Annotated in this window: 13 protein-coding genes; 7 read left to right on the top strand and 6 right to left on the bottom strand. The window is 67.0% G+C overall.

Translation table 11 applies throughout. The features are described from left to right. Positions 1-39 precede the first annotated feature (39 nt). Together AC59GX_RS01790 and AC59GX_RS01795 are read left to right on the top strand one after the other, a co-directional pair. On the top strand, positions 40-663 hold the full coding sequence (locus AC59GX_RS01790) for a DNA-3-methyladenine glycosylase family protein (RefSeq protein WP_497300676.1): 624 nt from the start codon (positions 40-42) through the stop codon (positions 661-663). Between the two features lie 318 nt (positions 664-981). After that, positions 982-2298 (top strand): Nramp family divalent metal transporter, encoded by a 1317-nt coding sequence (locus AC59GX_RS01795; RefSeq protein ID WP_426282558.1) that lies wholly within the window; start codon positions 982-984, stop codon positions 2296-2298. A gap of 62 nt (positions 2299-2360) precedes the next feature. On the opposite strand, the gene AC59GX_RS01800 is transcribed toward AC59GX_RS01795, so the two are convergent. From AC59GX_RS01800 to mutS, 3 genes are all read right to left on the bottom strand, one after another. Beyond that, on the bottom strand, positions 2361-2807 hold the full coding sequence (locus AC59GX_RS01800; RefSeq protein WP_093398655.1) for a hypothetical protein: 447 nt from the start codon (positions 2805-2807) through the stop codon (positions 2361-2363). A 77-nt stretch (positions 2808-2884) separates the two neighbouring features. Beyond that, positions 2885-3850 (bottom strand): cation diffusion facilitator family transporter, encoded by a 966-nt coding sequence (locus tag AC59GX_RS01805; protein WP_426282557.1) that lies wholly within the window; start codon positions 3848-3850, stop codon positions 2885-2887. A gap of 376 nt (positions 3851-4226) precedes the next feature. Beyond that, entirely contained in the window at positions 4227-6806 is a 2580-nt protein-coding gene (gene mutS, locus AC59GX_RS01810; RefSeq protein ID WP_426282912.1) for a DNA mismatch repair protein MutS, read from the bottom strand. Positions 6807-7239: 433 nt separating this feature from the next. Here mutS and AC59GX_RS01815 point away from each other — a divergent pair, with 433 nt between their 5' ends. Further along, the gene (locus tag AC59GX_RS01815) at positions 7240-9495 is read left to right on the top strand and encodes an NADP-dependent malic enzyme (protein WP_192975106.1); all 2256 of its coding nucleotides are present in this window, start codon (positions 7240-7242) and stop codon (positions 9493-9495) included. Between the two features lie 158 nt (positions 9496-9653). On the opposite strand, the gene AC59GX_RS01820 is transcribed toward AC59GX_RS01815, so the two are convergent. After that, positions 9654-10442, bottom strand: a complete 789-nt coding sequence (locus AC59GX_RS01820; RefSeq protein ID WP_056484752.1) for an SDR family NAD(P)-dependent oxidoreductase — start codon at positions 10440-10442, stop codon at positions 9654-9656. 130 nt (positions 10443-10572) lie between these two features. On the opposite strand from AC59GX_RS01820, the gene AC59GX_RS01825 reads away from it, so the two are divergent. The 4 genes from AC59GX_RS01825 (at position 10573) to AC59GX_RS01840 (ending at position 15692) form a co-directional block, all read left to right on the top strand. Next, positions 10573-11400 (top strand): glucose 1-dehydrogenase, encoded by an 828-nt coding sequence (locus tag AC59GX_RS01825; RefSeq protein ID WP_192975104.1) that lies wholly within the window; start codon positions 10573-10575, stop codon positions 11398-11400. Next, positions 11397-12845: an MFS transporter gene (locus AC59GX_RS01830; protein WP_426282556.1), complete on the top strand. Its 1449-nt coding sequence runs from the start codon at positions 11397-11399 to the stop codon at positions 12843-12845. The genes AC59GX_RS01825 and AC59GX_RS01830 overlap by 4 nt, the downstream gene beginning before the upstream one ends. A gap of 208 nt (positions 12846-13053) precedes the next feature. After that, complete coding sequence (locus tag AC59GX_RS01835; protein ID WP_497300680.1) at positions 13054-14931, top strand: M1 family metallopeptidase; 1878 nt, start codon at positions 13054-13056, stop codon at positions 14929-14931. A 137-nt stretch (positions 14932-15068) separates the two neighbouring features. Further along, positions 15069-15692 (top strand): CHAP domain-containing protein, encoded by a 624-nt coding sequence (locus tag AC59GX_RS01840; RefSeq protein ID WP_426282554.1) that lies wholly within the window; start codon positions 15069-15071, stop codon positions 15690-15692. Positions 15693-16062: 370 nt separating this feature from the next. On the opposite strand, the gene msrB is transcribed toward AC59GX_RS01840, so the two are convergent. Next, positions 16063-16551, bottom strand: a complete 489-nt coding sequence (gene msrB, locus AC59GX_RS01845) for a peptide-methionine (R)-S-oxide reductase MsrB (RefSeq protein ID WP_497300682.1) — start codon at positions 16549-16551, stop codon at positions 16063-16065. A gap of 61 nt (positions 16552-16612) precedes the next feature. Beyond that, the gene (locus tag AC59GX_RS01850) at positions 16613-17851 is read right to left on the bottom strand and encodes a cytochrome P450 (RefSeq protein WP_497300683.1); all 1239 of its coding nucleotides are present in this window, start codon (positions 17849-17851) and stop codon (positions 16613-16615) included. Positions 17852-17959: the final 108 nt, after the last annotated feature.

The raw sequence follows: 17959 nt of genomic DNA on the forward strand, positions 1-17959 counted from the left end.
GTGCGTTCATGCCGTTGCGCGAGCCAGGGATCAAGCATCATGGGCCTGAGCGCAGAGCAACTCGAAACCGCGATGGCGGCATTGTGCGAAATCGAGCCGGCGTTCGCGGTCGCGGTCGGCAATGCCGGCCACCCCGCACCCCGGATCAGCGAGCGCGGCTTCGCGACGTTGCTGCGGACGATCGTCGGGCAACAGGTGAGCGTCGCCTCGGCCGCAGCGGTCTGGAACAAGCTCGACGCGGTGGTCGGTGGCGCGGGCGACCCGGCGAAGATCGCCGCCGCCAGCGACGAGTTGCTGAAGAGCGCCGGACTATCGCGCCAGAAGCTCGGCTATGCACGCAGCCTCGCCGACGAGGTGACAAGCGGCCGGCTCGATCTGACCAACCTGCCCGAGGACGACGAGGAGGCGATCGCCGCGCTGGTCCGCGTGAAGGGGATCGGTCGCTGGTCGGCGGAAATCTACCTGCTGTTCGCGGAAGGGCGGACGGACATCTGGCCGGCAGGCGACCTCGCGATCCAGATCGAGGTGGGGCGTATCCTGGGCCATGAAACGCGGCCAAGCGAGAAACTGACGCGAGAGGTGGCGAAGGCTTGGCGCCCGCACCGTGGAGCTGCGGCGATCTTCGCTTGGCATCATTATCAGGCGGACATGAAGGTCATCTGACCTCCTTGCTCCCCTCCCTGGAAGGGAGGGGGCGGGGGTGGGTCGGTTTCCGCATGTTTGGACGGTGGTGGCTCGAGCGGGCCTACCCACCCCCAGCCCCTCCCTTTCAGGGAGGGGAGACGCTTCCCATATATTGCTCACGTACACCCGCACACGTCGGCTCGGCGACAGCTGAGATCTCTCCATTCGAATGGCTACACCCGCCAACCGGAATACCCCAGTTATCCCTGGAGTGACGGGACGGAGGTGAACGCATTGTCGCCCGACTCGCCAGCCACGCCTTGTCCCCTCTCCCTCGTTCCGGCAAAGCACCCCCCGATGTCAGCCCCCAATCTCCCCGCGTCCGGCTTCGCCAACTCGCTCGCCGAGAGCCACCGCACCGTCGTCGTCCCCGAAGGCGCGTCGTTCTGGCGGCGGTTGTTCGCATTCGTGGGGCCGGGCTATCTCGTCGCGGTCGGCTATATGGACCCCGGCAACTGGGCGACCGACATCGCCGGCGGCTCGGCATTCGGCTACACGTTGCTGTCGGTCGTGCTGCTGTCGAACCTGATGGCGATGGTGTTGCAAGCGCTCTCCGCGCGCCTCGGCATCGTCGCCGGGCTCGATCTCGCCCAGGCCTGCCGCGCGCATTATTCGAAGCCGGTCTCGGTCGCGCTCTGGTTCCTGTGCGAAATTGCGATCATCGCCTGCGACCTCGCCGAAGTGCTAGGCACCGCGATCGCGCTCAAGCTGCTGTTCGGTCTGCCGCTCGTTTACGGCGTCGTCCTCACCGCGCTCGACGTGTTCCTGATCCTCGCGCTGCAACGCTTCGGCTTCCGCAAGCTGGAGGCGTTCGTCGTCGCCTTGCTCGTGATCATCGCGGGCTGCTTCATCTTCGAGCTGTTCCTGGCGCGACCCGAATGGGCGGGCGTGCTTGGCGGGCTCGTCCCGACAACGCAGATCGTCACCAACCCGGCGATGCTCTACATCGCGATCGGCATCCTCGGCGCGACCGTGATGCCGCATAACCTGTACCTCCACTCGTCGATCGTCCAGACCCGCGCCTTCGCCAAGGACACGGCGGGCAAGCGCGACGCGATCACGATGGCGACGATCGACGGCACGGTCGCGCTGGGGCTGGCGTTCTTCATCAACGCGGCGATCCTGATCCTTGCGGCGGCGACCTTCCACGTTGCCGGCCGGACCGACGTTGCCGAGATCGACCAGGCATACCAGCTGCTAGCCCCGATGCTCGGCATGGGTGCAGCGAGCGTGTTGTTCGCGGTCGCGTTGCTGGCGTCGGGACAGAACTCTACGGTGACGGGCACGCTCGCGGGTCAGATCGTGATGGAGGGGTTCCTCAACCTGCGCATGCCGGTCTGGGCGCGGCGGCTGGTGACGCGGCTGCTCGCGATCGTGCCCGCGGTGTTCGTGGTCGGCGCGTCAGGCGATGCGGGGGCGACCAAGCTGCTGGTGCTGAGCCAGGTCGTGCTGAGCCTCCAGCTCCCGTTCGCGGTGGTGCCGCTGGTAAAGTTCACCGGCGACCGCACGATCATGGGAGACCTGGTCAGCCCGGCCTGGCTTAAGATCCTCGCCTGGGTGATCGCCGCGGTGATCATCGGGCTGAACGGCACTTTGCTCTACGGCATGCTATAGATACGAAAACGGCGGCCGATCGCTCGGCCGCCGCTTCCTTTTTCGCTAGCTTCGGCTGAAGCTCAGCGGCACTTCACGTTGCCGCGGTCGACCGAGCGGCCGAGCAAGGCGCCGCCACCAGCACCCGCCAGCGTACCGAGCGTGCCGCCACCGATCAGGTTGGCCAGCGCGCCGCCGCCGAGTGCGCCGATCACGAGGCCGGTCGTGCCGTCGTTGCGCTTGCAATAGGCGCGGCCGTCGCGACCACGATAAATCCGGTCGTTGCGGCTGAGGCGGCGCTCGCGATACTTGCCGTCACGATAGCTGTTCGACGGATCCCAGTTACGGTCGTCGCCACGCCAGTTGCGGTCGTTGCCGCGGCGGTCGTTGTCGTACCGACGATCGTCACGATCGCGACGGTCATTGTTGTCGCGACGATCGTCGTAACGCTGTGCAGTCGCGGCGGTCGGCAGCATCGCCGGCGCGGCAACGGCGACCGACATCAACGCTGCGATAAGATGCTTCTTCATGGGATAATCTCCTGATGCGTGACACGGTAACCCGTGCCGCACCGGAAAAGTTCAAACGGCCAAGTTCAGACGCCAGTTCAAACAGTAGCCTTATCCGCCATCGAGCAGTCGTGGCCGTGGCCCGTCTCGACCTGCAACGTGGCGTGGCCGATGCCGAATTTGTCGTGGAGCATCGTCCGGGCGTCGCTGAGGAATTGGTCGCCGGGGTGGCCGGCGGGCATCACGAGGTGCGCGGTGAGGACGGGTTCGGTGGTACTCATCGGCCAGATGTGGAGATCGTGGATCTCGCTCACGCCGGGCAGGCCGCACAGCGCCTCGTCGACATGGTCGAACTCGATTCCGCGGGGGACGGCGGACAGCGACATCTCGACGGTCTCGCGGAGCAGGCCCCAGGTCTGCCAGAAGATCAGGACGGCGATCACGATGCTGACCGCCGGGTCGATCCAGGTGAGGCCGGTGCGCCAGATCACAAAGCCGGCGATCACCACGCCCGCGGAGACGAGCGCGTCGGCAGCCATGTGGAGGTACGCGCCGCGGATGTTGACGTCGCCCTTGCGGCCACGCGCGAACATCCAGGCGGTGAACGCGTTGACGGCGATGCCGATGCCCGCGACCATCGACACGGTGAGGCCGGCGGTCGGGGCGGGATCGGAGAAGCGCTGCGACGCCTCCAGCACGATCGCGCCGAGCGCGACCAGCAGCAGCAAGGCGTTGGCCAGCGCGGCGAGGATCGTCGAGCCCTTCAGCCCGTAGGTGTAGCGCTTGGTCGGTGCGGTGCGCGCAAGCATCGTGCCGCCCCAGGCGACGACGAGACCGAGCACGTCGCACAGATTGTGGCCCGCGTCGGCGAGCAGCGCGACCGAGTCGATCCGCAGGCCGACGATCGCCTCGACGACGACGAACACGATGTTGAGGCCGATGCCGATCGCGAAGGCGCGGTCGAACGAGGCCGGGGCGTGGCTGTGGCCCCCGTGCGAGTGGCCCCCGCCATGGGAGTGTGAGTGACCATGCGAATGGTCATGCCCGTGATGATGTCCGCCCAAAGCCCGCGCTCCGCTAAATCCGGCCGCCGCCTAGCATCGACGTATCGTGAGATACTAGGACGCGAGAGACATTCTCGCACGTCGCCAATCACGCAACGGTCCCCCCTCCCTGGAAGGGAGGGGCAGGGGGTGGGTCGGCCCGTTTTTGCCGCGACCGCAGGGACATGCGGAACCCGACCCACCCCCAACCCCTCCCTTCCAGGGAGGGGAGCAGCTTACCCGCTCCGTCACTCCGTCACTCCGTCACCCATCACCCCGGCGGAGGCCGGGGCCCACCGTCCCACGTACCCAATTCTCTCGACCATGCGGAACAGTGGATGCCGGAACGAGGCTCTCCTGAGCGAAGCCGAAGGGCCCGGCATGACGGTGGAAGCGGTCAGCCCTCGTTGGCCAACGCCTTCAACCGGTACAGCGCCTCCAGCGCATCCCGCGGGCTCATCGCATCGATATCCAGTTTCGCCAGATCCTCGCGCAACACATCGCAAGCAGCCTCCTCGACCTGAGCCGCCGCCGCAAACAACGGCAGGTCGTCCAGCCCTGCCGCCAATCCGCCCGTCTTCGCGCGCCCGGCCTCGAGCTTCGCCAGCACCGCTTTCGCGCGCGCCACCGTCACCGGCGACATTCCCGCCAGCCGCGCGACCGCCAGCCCGTAGCTCCGATCCGCCGGCCCGTCGGCGAGTTCGTGAAGCAGCACCAGCTCGCCCTTCCACTCGCGCGCGCGGACGTGGTGCAGCGACAGCGCCTCGCAGCGCTCCGCCAACCGCGTCAGCTCGTGATAGTGCGTCGCGAACAGGCAGCGGCAGCGGTTGTCCTCGTGGATCGCCTCGACCACCGCCCAGGCGATCGCGAGGCCGTCATAGGTCGAGGTGCCGCGCCCGACCTCGTCGAGGATCACGAACGACCGAGGCGTCGCCTGCGCGAGGATCGCCGCGGTCTCGACCATCTCGACCATGAAGGTGGAGCGGCCGCGGGCGAGGTTGTCCGACGCACCGACGCGGCTGAACAGGCGGTCGACCAGGCCCAGGGTGGCCTTGGTCGCGGGCACGTACGACCCGGCCTGCGCGAGGACGGCGATCAGCGCGTTCTGGCGGAGGAAGGTGGATTTACCGCCCATGTTCGGGCCGGTGACGAGCCACAATCGCGAATTTTCCGACAGATTGCAGTCGTTGGCGACGAACCGGTCGCCCGACTTGGCCACCGCCGCCTCGACCACCGGATGCCGGCCGCCCTCGATCTCGAAGCACGCGTGATCCACGAGCGACGGCCGCGCCCAGGCGCCTTCCGCCGCGCGCTCCGCCAGCCCGGCGGCGACGTCGAGCCGCGCGAGCGCATCGGCGGTTGCCGCGATCGCGTCACGCCCGGCGAGGGCTTGCGCAGTGAGTTCTTCCAGATGCGCCGCTTCCGCCGCGAGTGCATGCGCGCCGGCTTGCGACACCTTCGCCGCGACATCGTGCAGCGCAGGCGTATTGAATCGCACCACGCCCGCGAGCGTCTGGCGATGCGTGAAGCCGCTCTCTGACTTCATCAGCGGATCAGCCGCCCGCGCGGGCACCTCGACATGGTAGCCGAGCACGCCGTTGTGGCGGATCTTCAACGCGGTGACTCCGGTCGCGGTACGGAACTCCGCCTCCAGCGCGGCGATCGCCCGCCGCCCACCAGCGCCTGCATCGCGCAGGTCGTCGAGCGCGGCGTCATAGCCGGCCGCGATATAGCCGCCGTCCGATGCCTCGATCGGTGGCGACGGCACCAGCGCGCGCTTGAGCAGGTCGATCAGCGCGCCGTGCCCGCGTAATCTTGGCGCGATGTCTCGGAGCAGCACCGGCGGATCGACAATCGCATCCATCCGCTCGCCTAGGCTCCAGGCGCCGTCGAGCCCGTCGCGCAACTGCCCCAGATCGCGCGGGCCGCCGCGCCCTGCCGCCAGTCGCCCGAGCGCGCGGCCGATGTCCGGCAAGGCCCGCAACGTCGAGCGCAACCGCTCGCGCGCCGCTTGGTCGTCGTGGAACAGTCGCACCAGATCGAGCCGCGCGTCGATCGCCGCCTTGTCCATCAACGGCGCGCCGAGGTCCGCGCCGAGCAACCGCGCGCCGGCGCCGGTCACGGTCCGGTCGACCGCGTCGAGCAGACTGCCCTTACGCACGCCGCCGGTGGTGCAGGTCAGCTCCAGGCTCTCGCGGGTGGCGGCGTCGATCGCCATCGTCTCTGCCGCTCGGCCGATCCGCGGGGGGCGGAGGAAGGGCATCGTGCCCTTCGCATTATGCTCCAGATATGCGACCAGTCCTCCGGCTGCGGCGAGCCCCGCGCGACCGAACTGCCCGAACCCGTCGAGCGTCGCCACGCCGTACAGCCGCTTCAACCGAGCCTCGCCCGCGCCGCTGTCGAAGTCGGTCTTGGGGCGCAGCGTCGTCGCTGCCTCCTCGAACGCGCTCGCCTCCGATGCAACAACTTCGGCCGCACCGAGCCGCGCGAGTTCCGCCTCGACCGCATCACCCGCAACCTCGACGATCTCGAAGCGCCCGGTCGACACGTCTGCGGCGGCGATCGCCACCAACCCGCCCGCCTCGCCGATCGCCACGCACCAATTGTCCGAGCGCGCGTCGAGCAAAGCCTCCTCGGTCAGCGTCCCCGCCGTCACCACGCGGACGATCGCGCGGGCGACGAGCGCCTTCGATCCACCGCGGGCCTTGGCTTCCGCCGGGCTCTCGACCTGCTCGGCGATCGCAACCCGGTGGCCGGCCTTGATCAGCCGTTGCAGATACACCGTCGCCGCATGCACGGGCACGCCGCACATCGGGATCGGCTTGCCCTCATGTTCCCCACGCGCGGTCAGCGCGATGTCGAGCACCCCCGCCGCGATCCGCGCGTCGTCCATGAACAATTCGAAGAAATCGCCCATCCGGTAGAACAACAGGCAATCCTGCGCCTCCGCCTTCAGGCCGAGATACTGCGTCATCATGGGGGTAGGGGCGGGGTGCGACATCAGGGGCGGGTAGCGAAAAGCCGCGCCCCATAAAACCCCTCTCCCCTCGGGGAGAGGGAGGGGCCCGCGCGAAGCGTGGGAGGGTGAGGGGGCGTGAGGCTCTGGCGCTGGCCCCAACCGCCCCTCATCCGGCGCATTCGCGCCACCTTCTCCCCGCGGGGGAGAAGGCCGTTGAAGGCACCACCCCGCACTGGCATCACCACCCCGGCGGAGGCCGGGGCCCAGTTGGAAAGGTCGGAGTAACGACGGACCACCCTTCGCTTAGTCCGTCCCCCAACTGGGCCCCGGCCTCCGCCGGGGTGGTGCAGTTTTCGCGACGGTACCGGCATGGGCGAAGTGTCCGGGGTGACGAACGGCGACCACCTGCCTAGAAGGTCCTCCAAACCTAACGACCGCGCGAGGCCCGCCCATGTCCGACGAAACGCTCCAATTCTCCGAACGCGAAGCCTTGCTCTTCCATTCGGAAGGTCGCCCGGGGAAGATCGAGATCATCGCGTCGAAGCCGATGGCGACGCAGCGCGATCTCGCGCTCGCCTATTCGCCCGGCGTCGCGGTGCCGGTGCAGGCGATCTACGATGACCCCGCGACCGTCTACGACTATACCGCTAAGGGTAACCTCGTCGCGGTGATCTCGAACGGCACGGCGATCCTCGGCATGGGCAATCTCGGGCCGCTCGCCAGCAAGCCGGTGATGGAAGGCAAGGCCGTCCTCTTCAAGCGCTTCGCCGACGTCGACGCGATCGACATCGAGCTGAAGACCGAGGACGTGAACCGCTTCATCGACGCGGTCGAGCTGATGGAGCCGACCTTCGGCGGGATCAACCTCGAGGATATCAAGGCGCCCGAATGCTTCATCATCGAGCAGGCCCTGCGCGAGCGGATGAACATCCCCGTCTTCCATGACGACCAGCACGGTACTGCGATCATCACCGCCGCCGGCCTGATCAACGCGTGCCTGCTGACCGGGCGGAAACTCTCCGAGGTCAAGATCGTCGTCAACGGCGCCGGCGCCGCGGCGATCGCCTGCACCGAGCTCGTGAAGGCGATGGGCGTGCGCGGCGACAACGTCATCCTCTGTGATCGCAAGGGCGTGATCTACCAGGGCCGCGAGGGCGTCGACCAGTGGAAGTCCGCGCATGCCGCGGTGACCGAAACGCGCACGCTGACCGAGGCCTTGGTTGGCGCCGACGTGTTCCTGGGGCTCTCCGCGGCGGGCTCGCTGACGCCGGAGATGGTCAAGGACATGGCGCCTGCACCGATCATCTTCGCGATGGCCAACCCCGAGCCCGAAATCCGCCCCGAACTGGCGATGGCCGCGCGCCCCGATGCGATCGTCGCGACCGGCCGGTCGGATTATCCGAACCAGGTCAACAACGTGCTCGGCTTCCCGTTCATCTTCCGCGGCGCATTGGACGTCCGCGCGACCGGCATCAACGACGCGATGAAGATCGCCGCCGCCAACGCGATCGCCGAACTCGCGCGCGAACGCGTCCCCGAAGAAGTCGCGGCCGCATACGGGGTCAGCCACAGCTTCGGCCCGGCGTACATCATTCCCGCGCCGTTCGATCCGCGGCTGATGGAAGTCGTCCCCGTCGCGGTCGCCAAGGCGGCGATGGCCTCGGGCGTTGCGACCAAGCCGATCCTCGACATCGAAGCGTATCGGCATTCGCTCCGTGCCCGCCTCAACCCGACCACCTCGGTCCTGTCGATGGCGTACGAAGGCGCCCGCGCGCATCCCAAGCGCGTGATCTTCGCGGAGGGCGAGGAGGAAGTCGTCCTCCGCGCCGCCATCGCGTTCAAGGAAGGCGGCTACGGCACGCCCGTCCTGGTCGGCCGCGACGACGTGCCCGACCGGTTGCGCGCGCTCGGCGTCACCGACCCCGAGAGCTTCGAACTCCACAACAGCCGCGTCTCGCCGCTCGTGCCGCGGATGGTCGACTTCCTGTATTCGCGGCTCCAGCGTCGCGGCTACCTGCGCCGCGATTGCGAGCGGATGGTCAACCAGGACCGCAACATCTTCGGCGCGTTGCTGCTCCAACTCGGCGAAGGCGACGCGCTGATTACCGGCATCACGCGCACCTACGGCGAGACGATGCGCCAGATTTATCGCGTGATCGATCCGGCCGCGGGGAAGACCCCGTTCGGCATCCACCTGCTGGTCGGGCAGAGCCACACGGTGTTCATTGCCGACACCACGGTCAACGAGCGTCCGACTGCCGAGCAATTGGCCGACTTCGCCGAACAGACCGCGGCGGTTGCCCGGCGGATGGGGCATGAGCCCCGCGTGGCGTTCCTGAGCTATTCGAACTTCGGCAATCCGAAGGGGGAGTGGCTCGACAACATCCGCGATGCGGTGACGGTGCTCGACGGGCGGAAGGTCGGGTTCGAGTATGAGGGCGAGATGGCGCCGGATGTTGCGCTGAACCCGAAGCAGTTGGCGAACTATCCGTTTGCGCGGTTGTCGGGGCCGGCGAACGTGCTCATCATGCCGGGGCTCCAGTCGGCGCATATCTCGGCGAAGTTGTTGCGGGAATTGGGTGGGGACTCGGTTATCGGGCCGATGCTGATCGGGATGGAGAAGCCGGTTCAGGTTGCGCCGATGACGTCGACGGCTAGCGAACTCGTAACGTTGGCGGTGCTCGCGGCTGGCGGCATCGCGCGCTAATTTCCCTCGCCCCTACGGGGAGAGGGAAGGGGCCCGCGGCACTTGCCGTGGGAAGGGAGAGGGGCTTGAGGCTCGGGACGGTTCATCCCAACGCCCCTCTCCCTTCCGCAGCCAAGCGGCTGCTCCCTCCCTCTCCCCGAAGGGGCGAGGGAATTAACTCAGGCGTCGATGCTTGTGCCTAGCGACGCATGCACCAGCCCGCCGTCCACCGTGATCGTCTCGCCGATCACATAATCCCCCGCGCGGCTGGCGAGATAGATCGCCGCGCCGGCCATATCTTCGTCCACCCCGACCCGCTTCGCCGGTATCCCCTGCGCCACCGCATCGCCGTGATCGCGCGCCGCCTTGTTCATGTCGCTCGCAAACGCCCCCGGCGCGATCGAGGTCACGTTGATAGAATCCGTCACCAGCCGCGCCGCCATCCGCTTCGTCAGGTAGATCAGCGCCGACTTCGACGCATGATAGCTGTACGTCTCCCACGGGTTCAGCCGCTGCCCGTCGATCGACGTGATGTTGATCACCTTCGCTGGCTTCTCGCGCGAGCCCGACGCCTTCAGCGCTGCATGCAGCGCCTGCGTCAGGAAGAACGGCGACTTCACGTTCAGGTCCATGACCTTGTCCCAGCCGACCTCGGAAAACTCCTCGAACGGCACGCCCCACGCCGCGCCCGCGTTGTTCACGAGGATATCGAGCTTCGACTCATGCTCGGCGAACTGCGCGGCGAGCGCCTTGCACCCCGCCACCGTCGACACGTCCTGCGGCAACGCGATGCAGTTCGGCCCGAGTTCCGCCGCCGCCGCTTCGCACACGTCGGCCTTGCGCGACGAGATATACACCTTGGCCCCCTGCGCGATGAAGCCGGCAGCGATCATCTTGCCGATCCCGCGGCTGCCGCCGGTGATCAGCGCGACGCGGCCGTCGAGCCGGAATAGGTTGGTCGTATCCATCACGCATCCTCCGAATGTTTGCCCGCTTGGTATCCGCACGTGCCGCCCGCCGCAAACCCGTTTTTCGAACGCGCCATCATTGACGAGTGCAGAAGCCATACTATGCTCGCAAAAAAGAGCAGGAGAGCGTGTGAGGTTTTCAGGCAAGCGAGCCGTCGTGACCGGCGGCGCGTCCGGCATCGGCCGAGCGACCGCGCTGCGACTCGCCGACGAAGGGGCGACCGTGCTGATCGGCGACATCGACGAGGCTGGCGGCCACGCGATCGCCGACGCGTCCGGCGGGCGGATCCTGTTCCAGCGCACCGACGTGCTCCAGGCCGGCGATATCGAGGCGCTGATGCAGACCGCCGACGATGCGGGCGGGCTCGACATCCTGTTCAACAACGCCGGCGCGGGCGGCTCGCGCGACCCGATCGGCGAGATTTCGCCGGAGGACTGGGACCGCACGCAAGCGCTGCTCCTCCGCTCGGTCGCGCTTGGTATCCGCTACGCCGCACCGCTGATGGCCAAGCGCGGCGGCGGCGCGATCGTCAACACCTCGTCGGTGTCCGCGCTAGGCACCGGCTATGCACCGACCGCCTATTCCACCGCCAAGGCCGGCGTGCTTCACCTCACCAAGCAAGCCGCCGCCGATCTCGCGCAGCACAAGATCCGCGTGAACGCGGTCGTCCCCGGCTTCATCGTCACCAACATCTTCACGCGCACGCTCGAACTCGACGCCGCCAAGACGTCGCAAGCCGACGCGATGATCGCGCACATCGCCGCCGACGCACAGCCGATCCGCCGCCCCGGCACCAGCGAGGACATCGCCGCCGCGGTCGCGTTCCTCGCCAGCGACGACGCGAGCTTCATCACCGGCACGCACATCCTCGTGGATGGCGGCATGACGATCGGCACGCGCCCGAGCTGGGACCCCGCGCAACCTTCGCTGTTCGCGCTGCTCGACAAACTAAAGTGACGGCACCCGCCCGCCGCCTCTCCAACGGCACGATGGCAAGCTACGGCTTCGGCGCGGTCGCGTACGGGGTGAAGGACGCCGGCTTCGGCACGTTCCTGTTGCTGTTCTACAACCAGGTCGTCGGGTTGCCGTCCGCGACCGTCGGCCTCGTCATCATGATGGCGTTGCTGATCGATGCGTTCGTCGATCCGGCGGTGGGCTTCTTCTCCGATCGCACGCGGACGCGGTGGGGAAGGCGGCACCCGTGGATGTACGCGTCTGCGCTACCGATCATGGTCGGCTGGCTACTGCTCTGGAACCCGCCCTCGGTGATGTCGGAGCCGCAGACGCTCGTCTGGTTGTTCGTCATGGCGGTGATCGTGCGCAGTGCGGTGAGTTGCTACGAAGTCCCCTCGGTCGCGCTGACGCCCGAGCTCACCTCGGGCTATGACGAGCGCACGCGGATCATGGCGTATCGCTATCTGTTCGGCTGGGTCGGCGGGCTGCTGATGCTGTTGTCGGCGTACCAGTATTTCCTCGCGCCCACCGCGGCGTTCCCGAACGGCCTGCTCAACCGCGCCGGATACGGCGGCTTCGCGCTGGCGGGGGCGATCTTCATCGGCGTCGCGATCCTCGTCTCCGCGCTCGGCACGCATCACGAGATCAGGCATCTGCCGAACCCGCCGGTCGCCAAGCAGACCTTGCGCGAGTCCTTCGCCGAACTCCGCCAGACCGTGAAGAACCGCGCCTTCGCGATCCTGATGGCGGCGGGCGTGTGCGCGTACACGATCCAGGGCATCAGCTATGCGATGTCGAATTACCTCTACACCTATGTGTGGGGGTTCAAGGGGCCGGTGTTCGTCTATCTGACGATCGCGCTGTTCTCGGGCGTGTTCCTTGCATTCCTTGCCGCGCCTCGGCTCGGCAGGACTGGGAGCAAGCCCAAGGCGGCGATGGGCGCGGTGCTGCTCGGCGCGGCGCTCAATACCTCCCCGTACTGGCTGCGGATGCTCGGCGTGTTTCCGGAGGTTGGCGAGTCCTCGCTGCTGCCGATGCTGTTCGGGTTCTTCATCCTCGGCACCGCGTCGAACGTCACCGGGTTCATCCTTGGTGCGTCGATGATGGCGGATGTGGTCGAAGATTCGGAGGCGAAGACGGGGCGGCGGTCCGAAGGCGTGTTCTTCGCCGGCTCGTTCTTCGTCCAGAAATGCACCAGCGGGATCGGGATATTCTTTGCCGGGATGATCCTTGCGGTGGCGGGGTTCCCGGCTAAGGCGACGCCGGGGACCGTGCCGGTGGCGACGATCGATCGGCTGACGTTGATCTACGCGGGGCTCTACATCGTGCTGGCGTGCGTCTCGGCGTTCTTCTTCTCGCGGTTTCCGTTTGGGCGGGTGGAGCATGAAGCGCGGTTGGCACGACTGGCCGGCGCGCCCATCGTCGACGAAGCCCCACGCGAACCCTGACCTTCCCCCCTCCCTGGAAGGGAGGGGCCGGGGGTGGGTCGGCCGCTTGTCGATCGCTCCGTCAGCCAACAGGCCGACCCACCCCCAACCCCTCCCTTCCAGGGAGGGGAGCAGGACGGTGACCGCCGCTCTTCCAGCGACGGGACCCGCGCGGTAGGACGGGCGCATGGCCTTCCCGATATCGAGGAACGGCGACATCGGAGTTTCCATGCGCATCCCCGCACTAGCCACCGCCCTCGGTCTCGTCCTCGCATCCCCCGCCGTCGCGCAGACGATTGCCCCGATCCTCACCACCCCCGACGCGCACGATCCGCACAGCTACGCCCGCCCCGCCGAGGCGCGCGTCACGCACGTCGCGCTCGATCTCGCCGCCGACTTCGACACGCACGTCATCCGCGGCATCGCCACGCTCGACGTCCTCGCAAAGCCGGGCGCCAAGCTTGTGCTCGACGACAACGGCCTGAAGATCGTCAACATCACCGGCGCCGCCGGCAAGCCTCTCCCCTACTCGGTCGGTACAGTCGACAAGATCCACGGCGCACCGCTGACCGTCACGCTCAACGGCGCAAAGACAATCCGCATCGCCTATGCCTCGTCGCCCGACGCGAAGGCGCTGCAATGGCTCACCCCTGCGCAGACTGCGGGTAAGACGCAGCCGTTCCTGTTCAGCCAGGGCGAGGCGATCCTCAACCGCAGCTGGATCCCGACGCAGGACTCGCCCGGCATCCGCCAGACCTGGGAAGCGAAGATCGCCGTCCCCAAGCAGCTGACCGCCGTTATGAGCGGGCTCTCGACCGGCAAGCCCGCCTGCGTCGCGGACCGCTGCACGTTCCAGTACAAGATGGACAAGCCCGTCGCGCCGTATCTGATCGCGCTCGCGGTCGGCGACATCGCGTTCAAGTCGACCGGCCCGCGCACCGGTATCTGGGCCGAGCCCGCGACCCTGCCCAAAGCCGCCTACGAGTTCGGCGAGCTCGAGAAGTTCGTCGCCGCCGCGGAAGGGCTGTACGGCCCGTATCGCTGGGGCCGCTACGACGTGCTGGTCCTGCCGCCGTCGTTCCCGTTCGGCGGCATGGAGAACCCGACGCTCACCTTCGCCACGCCGACCGCGATCGCCGGCGACCGCAGCCTCGTATCGCTGATCGCGCACGAACTCGCGCACAGCTGGTCGGGCAACCTCGTGACCAACGCGACCTGGGACGATTTCTGGCTCAACGAAGGCTTTACCAGCTATTTCGAGAACCGGATCATGGAGGCGCTCTACGGCAAGCGCCGCGCCGACATGGAGGCCGACCTCGCCTGGACCGACATGCTGGCGGCGGTGAAGGAGGCCGGTGGCCCCGCCGCGAAGGACACGCAGCTCCACCTCGATCTCGACGCCGCGCGCGATCCCGACGACGGCATGACGCAGATCGCCTACGACAAGGGCGCGGCCTTCCTCCGCACGATCGAGAAGCAGGTCGGCCGCGCACGGTGGGACGCGTATCTCCGCAGCTATTTTGACCGCCACGCCTTCCAGCCGCAGACCAGCGCCGGCTTTCTCGCCGACCTCAAGTCGAAGCTGCTGACTCCCGCCGAAGCCAAGACGATCGGCGTCGACGCATGGGTTTACAGCCCCGGCATCCCCGCGAACGCGGTGCATGTGACGTCCGCGGCGTTCCCCGCGGTGGATGCGGCGGCGAAGGCGTACGCGGCCGGCGGTTCCGTGTCCGCCGTTCCCGGCAAGGCGACCACGCAGGAGATCACGCGGTTCATCACGCAATTGCCGCGCAAGCTGCCTGCCGAGCGGTTGAAGACGCTCGACACCGCGTTCGGCTGGAACACGACGGGCAACGCCGAGATCCGCTTCGCCTGGCTGCAACTCGCGCTCGCCAATCACTATGCGCCCGCCGACGCCTCGGCCGAGCAGTTCCTGACGTCGCAGGGCCGCCGTAAATTCGTCGCGCCGTTGTTCCAGCAGATGATGGACTCGGGCGACTGGGGTCACAAGCTGGCGATGGAGATCTACGGCAAGGCGCGGCCGGGCTATCACGCGGTCACGCAGGTCACCGTGGACCGCATAACCGGTTGGAAACTCATGAACTGAGCCGCCCTGAGCGCCCATTCGGGGCGTTGGTCGGCGCGGTAACACGCTTCGTCGGATATGGTTCCCGCACGGGTTCCAATTAAATCGAACCTCCCGTAGCCAGAATGCGACAAACGGGTTTTGGCCGGGGGGTCTCGATGAATTTCAAGGCGTTAGCAGCGCGTTTTGCGCTGGTGGTATCGTGCGGCCTGATGACGGCCACCCCTGCTGCGGCTCAGTTCTGGCAGTGCGTGACGTTCGCTCGCTCGGTGTCGGGCATCGAAATCCGCGGCAACGCGAACACCTGGTGGAGCCAGGCCGAGGGTCGCTACGAGCGTGGCCACACCCCGAAGGCCGGCTCGGTCCTCGCCTTCTCGCCGACCTCGCGGATGCGCGTCGGCCATGTCGCGATGGTCTCAAAGGTCGTCAGCGATCGCGAAGTCCTCCTTACGCATGCCAACTGGTCCCGCCCCGGCGCGATCGAGACCAACGTCCGCGCGGTCGACGTCTCGGCGGCGGGCGACTGGAGCATGGTCAAGGTCTGGTACGGTCCGCAGGGCGACCTCGGCACCTCGGCCTATCCGACCAAGGGTTTCATCTATTCGGGCCACGCGCCTGCTGGGGATACGCTCGATGCTCCGGTGCAGCGTTCGTTCCAGATGGCGAGTGCGAGCCACACCGTTTCTGCAACGCAGCGCGCCAATGCTGCGCAGCTTGCGACGATCCAACACGGCCCGACTGATCCGCGCGGGATCTTTACGCTGGTGAACGAGGCGAACTGAGGTTTGTCTAGGCGTGGGGTGCGGGGCTCGATCCGGCATCCACCGCACTTGTTTCTTACGTCGTCAGTCTAGCATTTCGCTACTGACCGCCCCCTGACAGTTAGGCGCCTCCACCTCTCCCAAAGGGCACCTCCCCGGCGAAGGCCGGGGCCCAGTTGGAAAGGTCGCAGTAACAGCTCGCCACCTTCGTAAGCGACGTCCCCCAACTGGACCCCGGCCTTCGCCGGGGAGGTGCCATAAAGCGAACACTGCTCTGCTAGCTTCTTGTTTTCCCGCGAAGGCGGGAGCCCAGTCTGGACCCCCGCCTTCGCGGGGGAACACGCTACCTGCTCAGTTCCGATACGCGCCGAACACGTTCAAATGAACGCCCTCAAGCGGCCTTGAACGTCAGCGCATCGCCATTCATGCAGTACCGCTTCCCCGTCGGCTTCGGCCCGTCATCGAACACGTGCCCGAGATGCCCGCCGCAGCGCCGGCAATGGACCTCGGTCCGCGCCATCCCCATCGTCGAATCCACCCGCGTCCGCACGGCGTTCGGCAGTGGCTGCCAGAAGCTCGGCCAGCCCGTGCCGCTCTCGAACTTGGTCTTCGACGAATAGTTCGGCAATGCACACCCGGCGCAGGAGAAGATTCCCGCGCGATGCTCGCCGTTGAGCGGACTGGAATAGGGCACTTCCGTCGCTTCCTTGCGCAGCGTGTTATACGCGTCGGGCGACAGCTTCTTGCGCCACTGCGCGTCCGTCAGCGTCACTTCGAACCGCTCGGCGGCCTGTGCGGGCTGCGACGAGCACCCCCAGAGTGCGAAGCCGGCAACGCCTGCTCCGGCAAGCGTGAGGAAAGCGCGGCGGTCCTGGGTCATGTTCGTCTCCATGGTTCGGATATAGGTACGTTCGAACCACCCGATAAGGTTACGCCACCCCTCAGTATTTGCTGATCTCCACCGGCAGCGTGCGATAGCCGTGGACGAAGCACGCGGCGACCCGCGTCGGTTCGGCGAGCACGTTGATCCGCATGCGGCGGACGGCCATTTCCTCCAGCAGGATCGCGATCTGCATCTCGGCCAGCCGTGCGCCGACGCAGCGGTGGATGCCGTGGCCGAACGCCAAGTGCCGCCGCGCGTTCGGGCGGTCGACCACGATCGCGTCCGCATCGCCGCCGAACATGCTCTCGTCGCGGTTCGCCGAGATGTACCAGAGCGCGAGCTTGTCGCCCGCCTTGATCTGCTGCCCCATCAATTCCGCATCGGCGGTCGCGGTGCGGCGCATATGCGCGAGCGGGGTCTGCCAGCGCAGAATCTCGCTTACCGCGTTGGGAATCAGCGTCGGGTCCGCCTCCAGCTTGGCGCGCGACTTGGGGAACTTGTCGAGGCCGTAGGCGAGCGCCGACATCGAATTGCGCGTCGTGTCGTTGCCGCCGACGATCAGCAGGATGAGATTCCCGATGAACTCGTTGTGATCCATGTGGCTCATCGCGTCCGAATGGATCATCATCGAGATCAGGTCGGGCGTCGGTTCCTTGTCGATCTTCGCGTCCCACAAGCCTTTGAAATATGACCCGCATTCGAACATGTACGCGAGCCGCTGGCCGCGTAGCTCCTCGTTCTTGACGATCTCGATATCGCCTGCCCAGTCCGACCATAGGGTCAGCTTCCGTCGGTCCGCCCAGGGAAAGTCGAACAGGATCGCGAGCATCTGCGTGGTGAGTTCGATCGCGACGGTATCGACCCAGTCGAACGGCGTATTCCACGGCAGGCTGTCGAGCATGTCCGCGGTCCTGCGCCGGATATCGCTCGACATCCGCGTCATCTCGCTGGGCGTAAAGGCGGGCGCGACGGTGCGGCGCTGGCCGGTATGCACGGGACGATCGCGCGCGATGAACATCGGCATGCGGACGTCGCGCTCTGCGACGAAATCGGCAATCGTGATCCCGCCGGCCTCGGAGGAGTAGAGGTCGGGGAGGGATTCGACCTCGACGATGCCCTTGTAGGAGGAGACCGACCAATAGGGGCCGTAGTCGGAATGCTCGACATAGTGGACGGGTGATTCGGCGCGGAGCTGCGCGAACGGTGTCTGCCAGAGGTCGTCGCGGTAGAGTTCGGCGCGGCTCACGTCGAGCGGATCGACCGTCTGTTGCGCTACGTCTCTTACCAGAGTCGCCATCGTCTCTCTCCCGTGTTTTGCCGCAGGAGAGGCTTTGCTGACACTTATGTCAATAGGCTCCGTTCTCCTGCGAACGCAGGAGTCCAGGACCGCGAGGGATGGCGTTCG

It is taken from the genome of Sphingomonas sp. 320_CC (assembly GCF_059691795.1).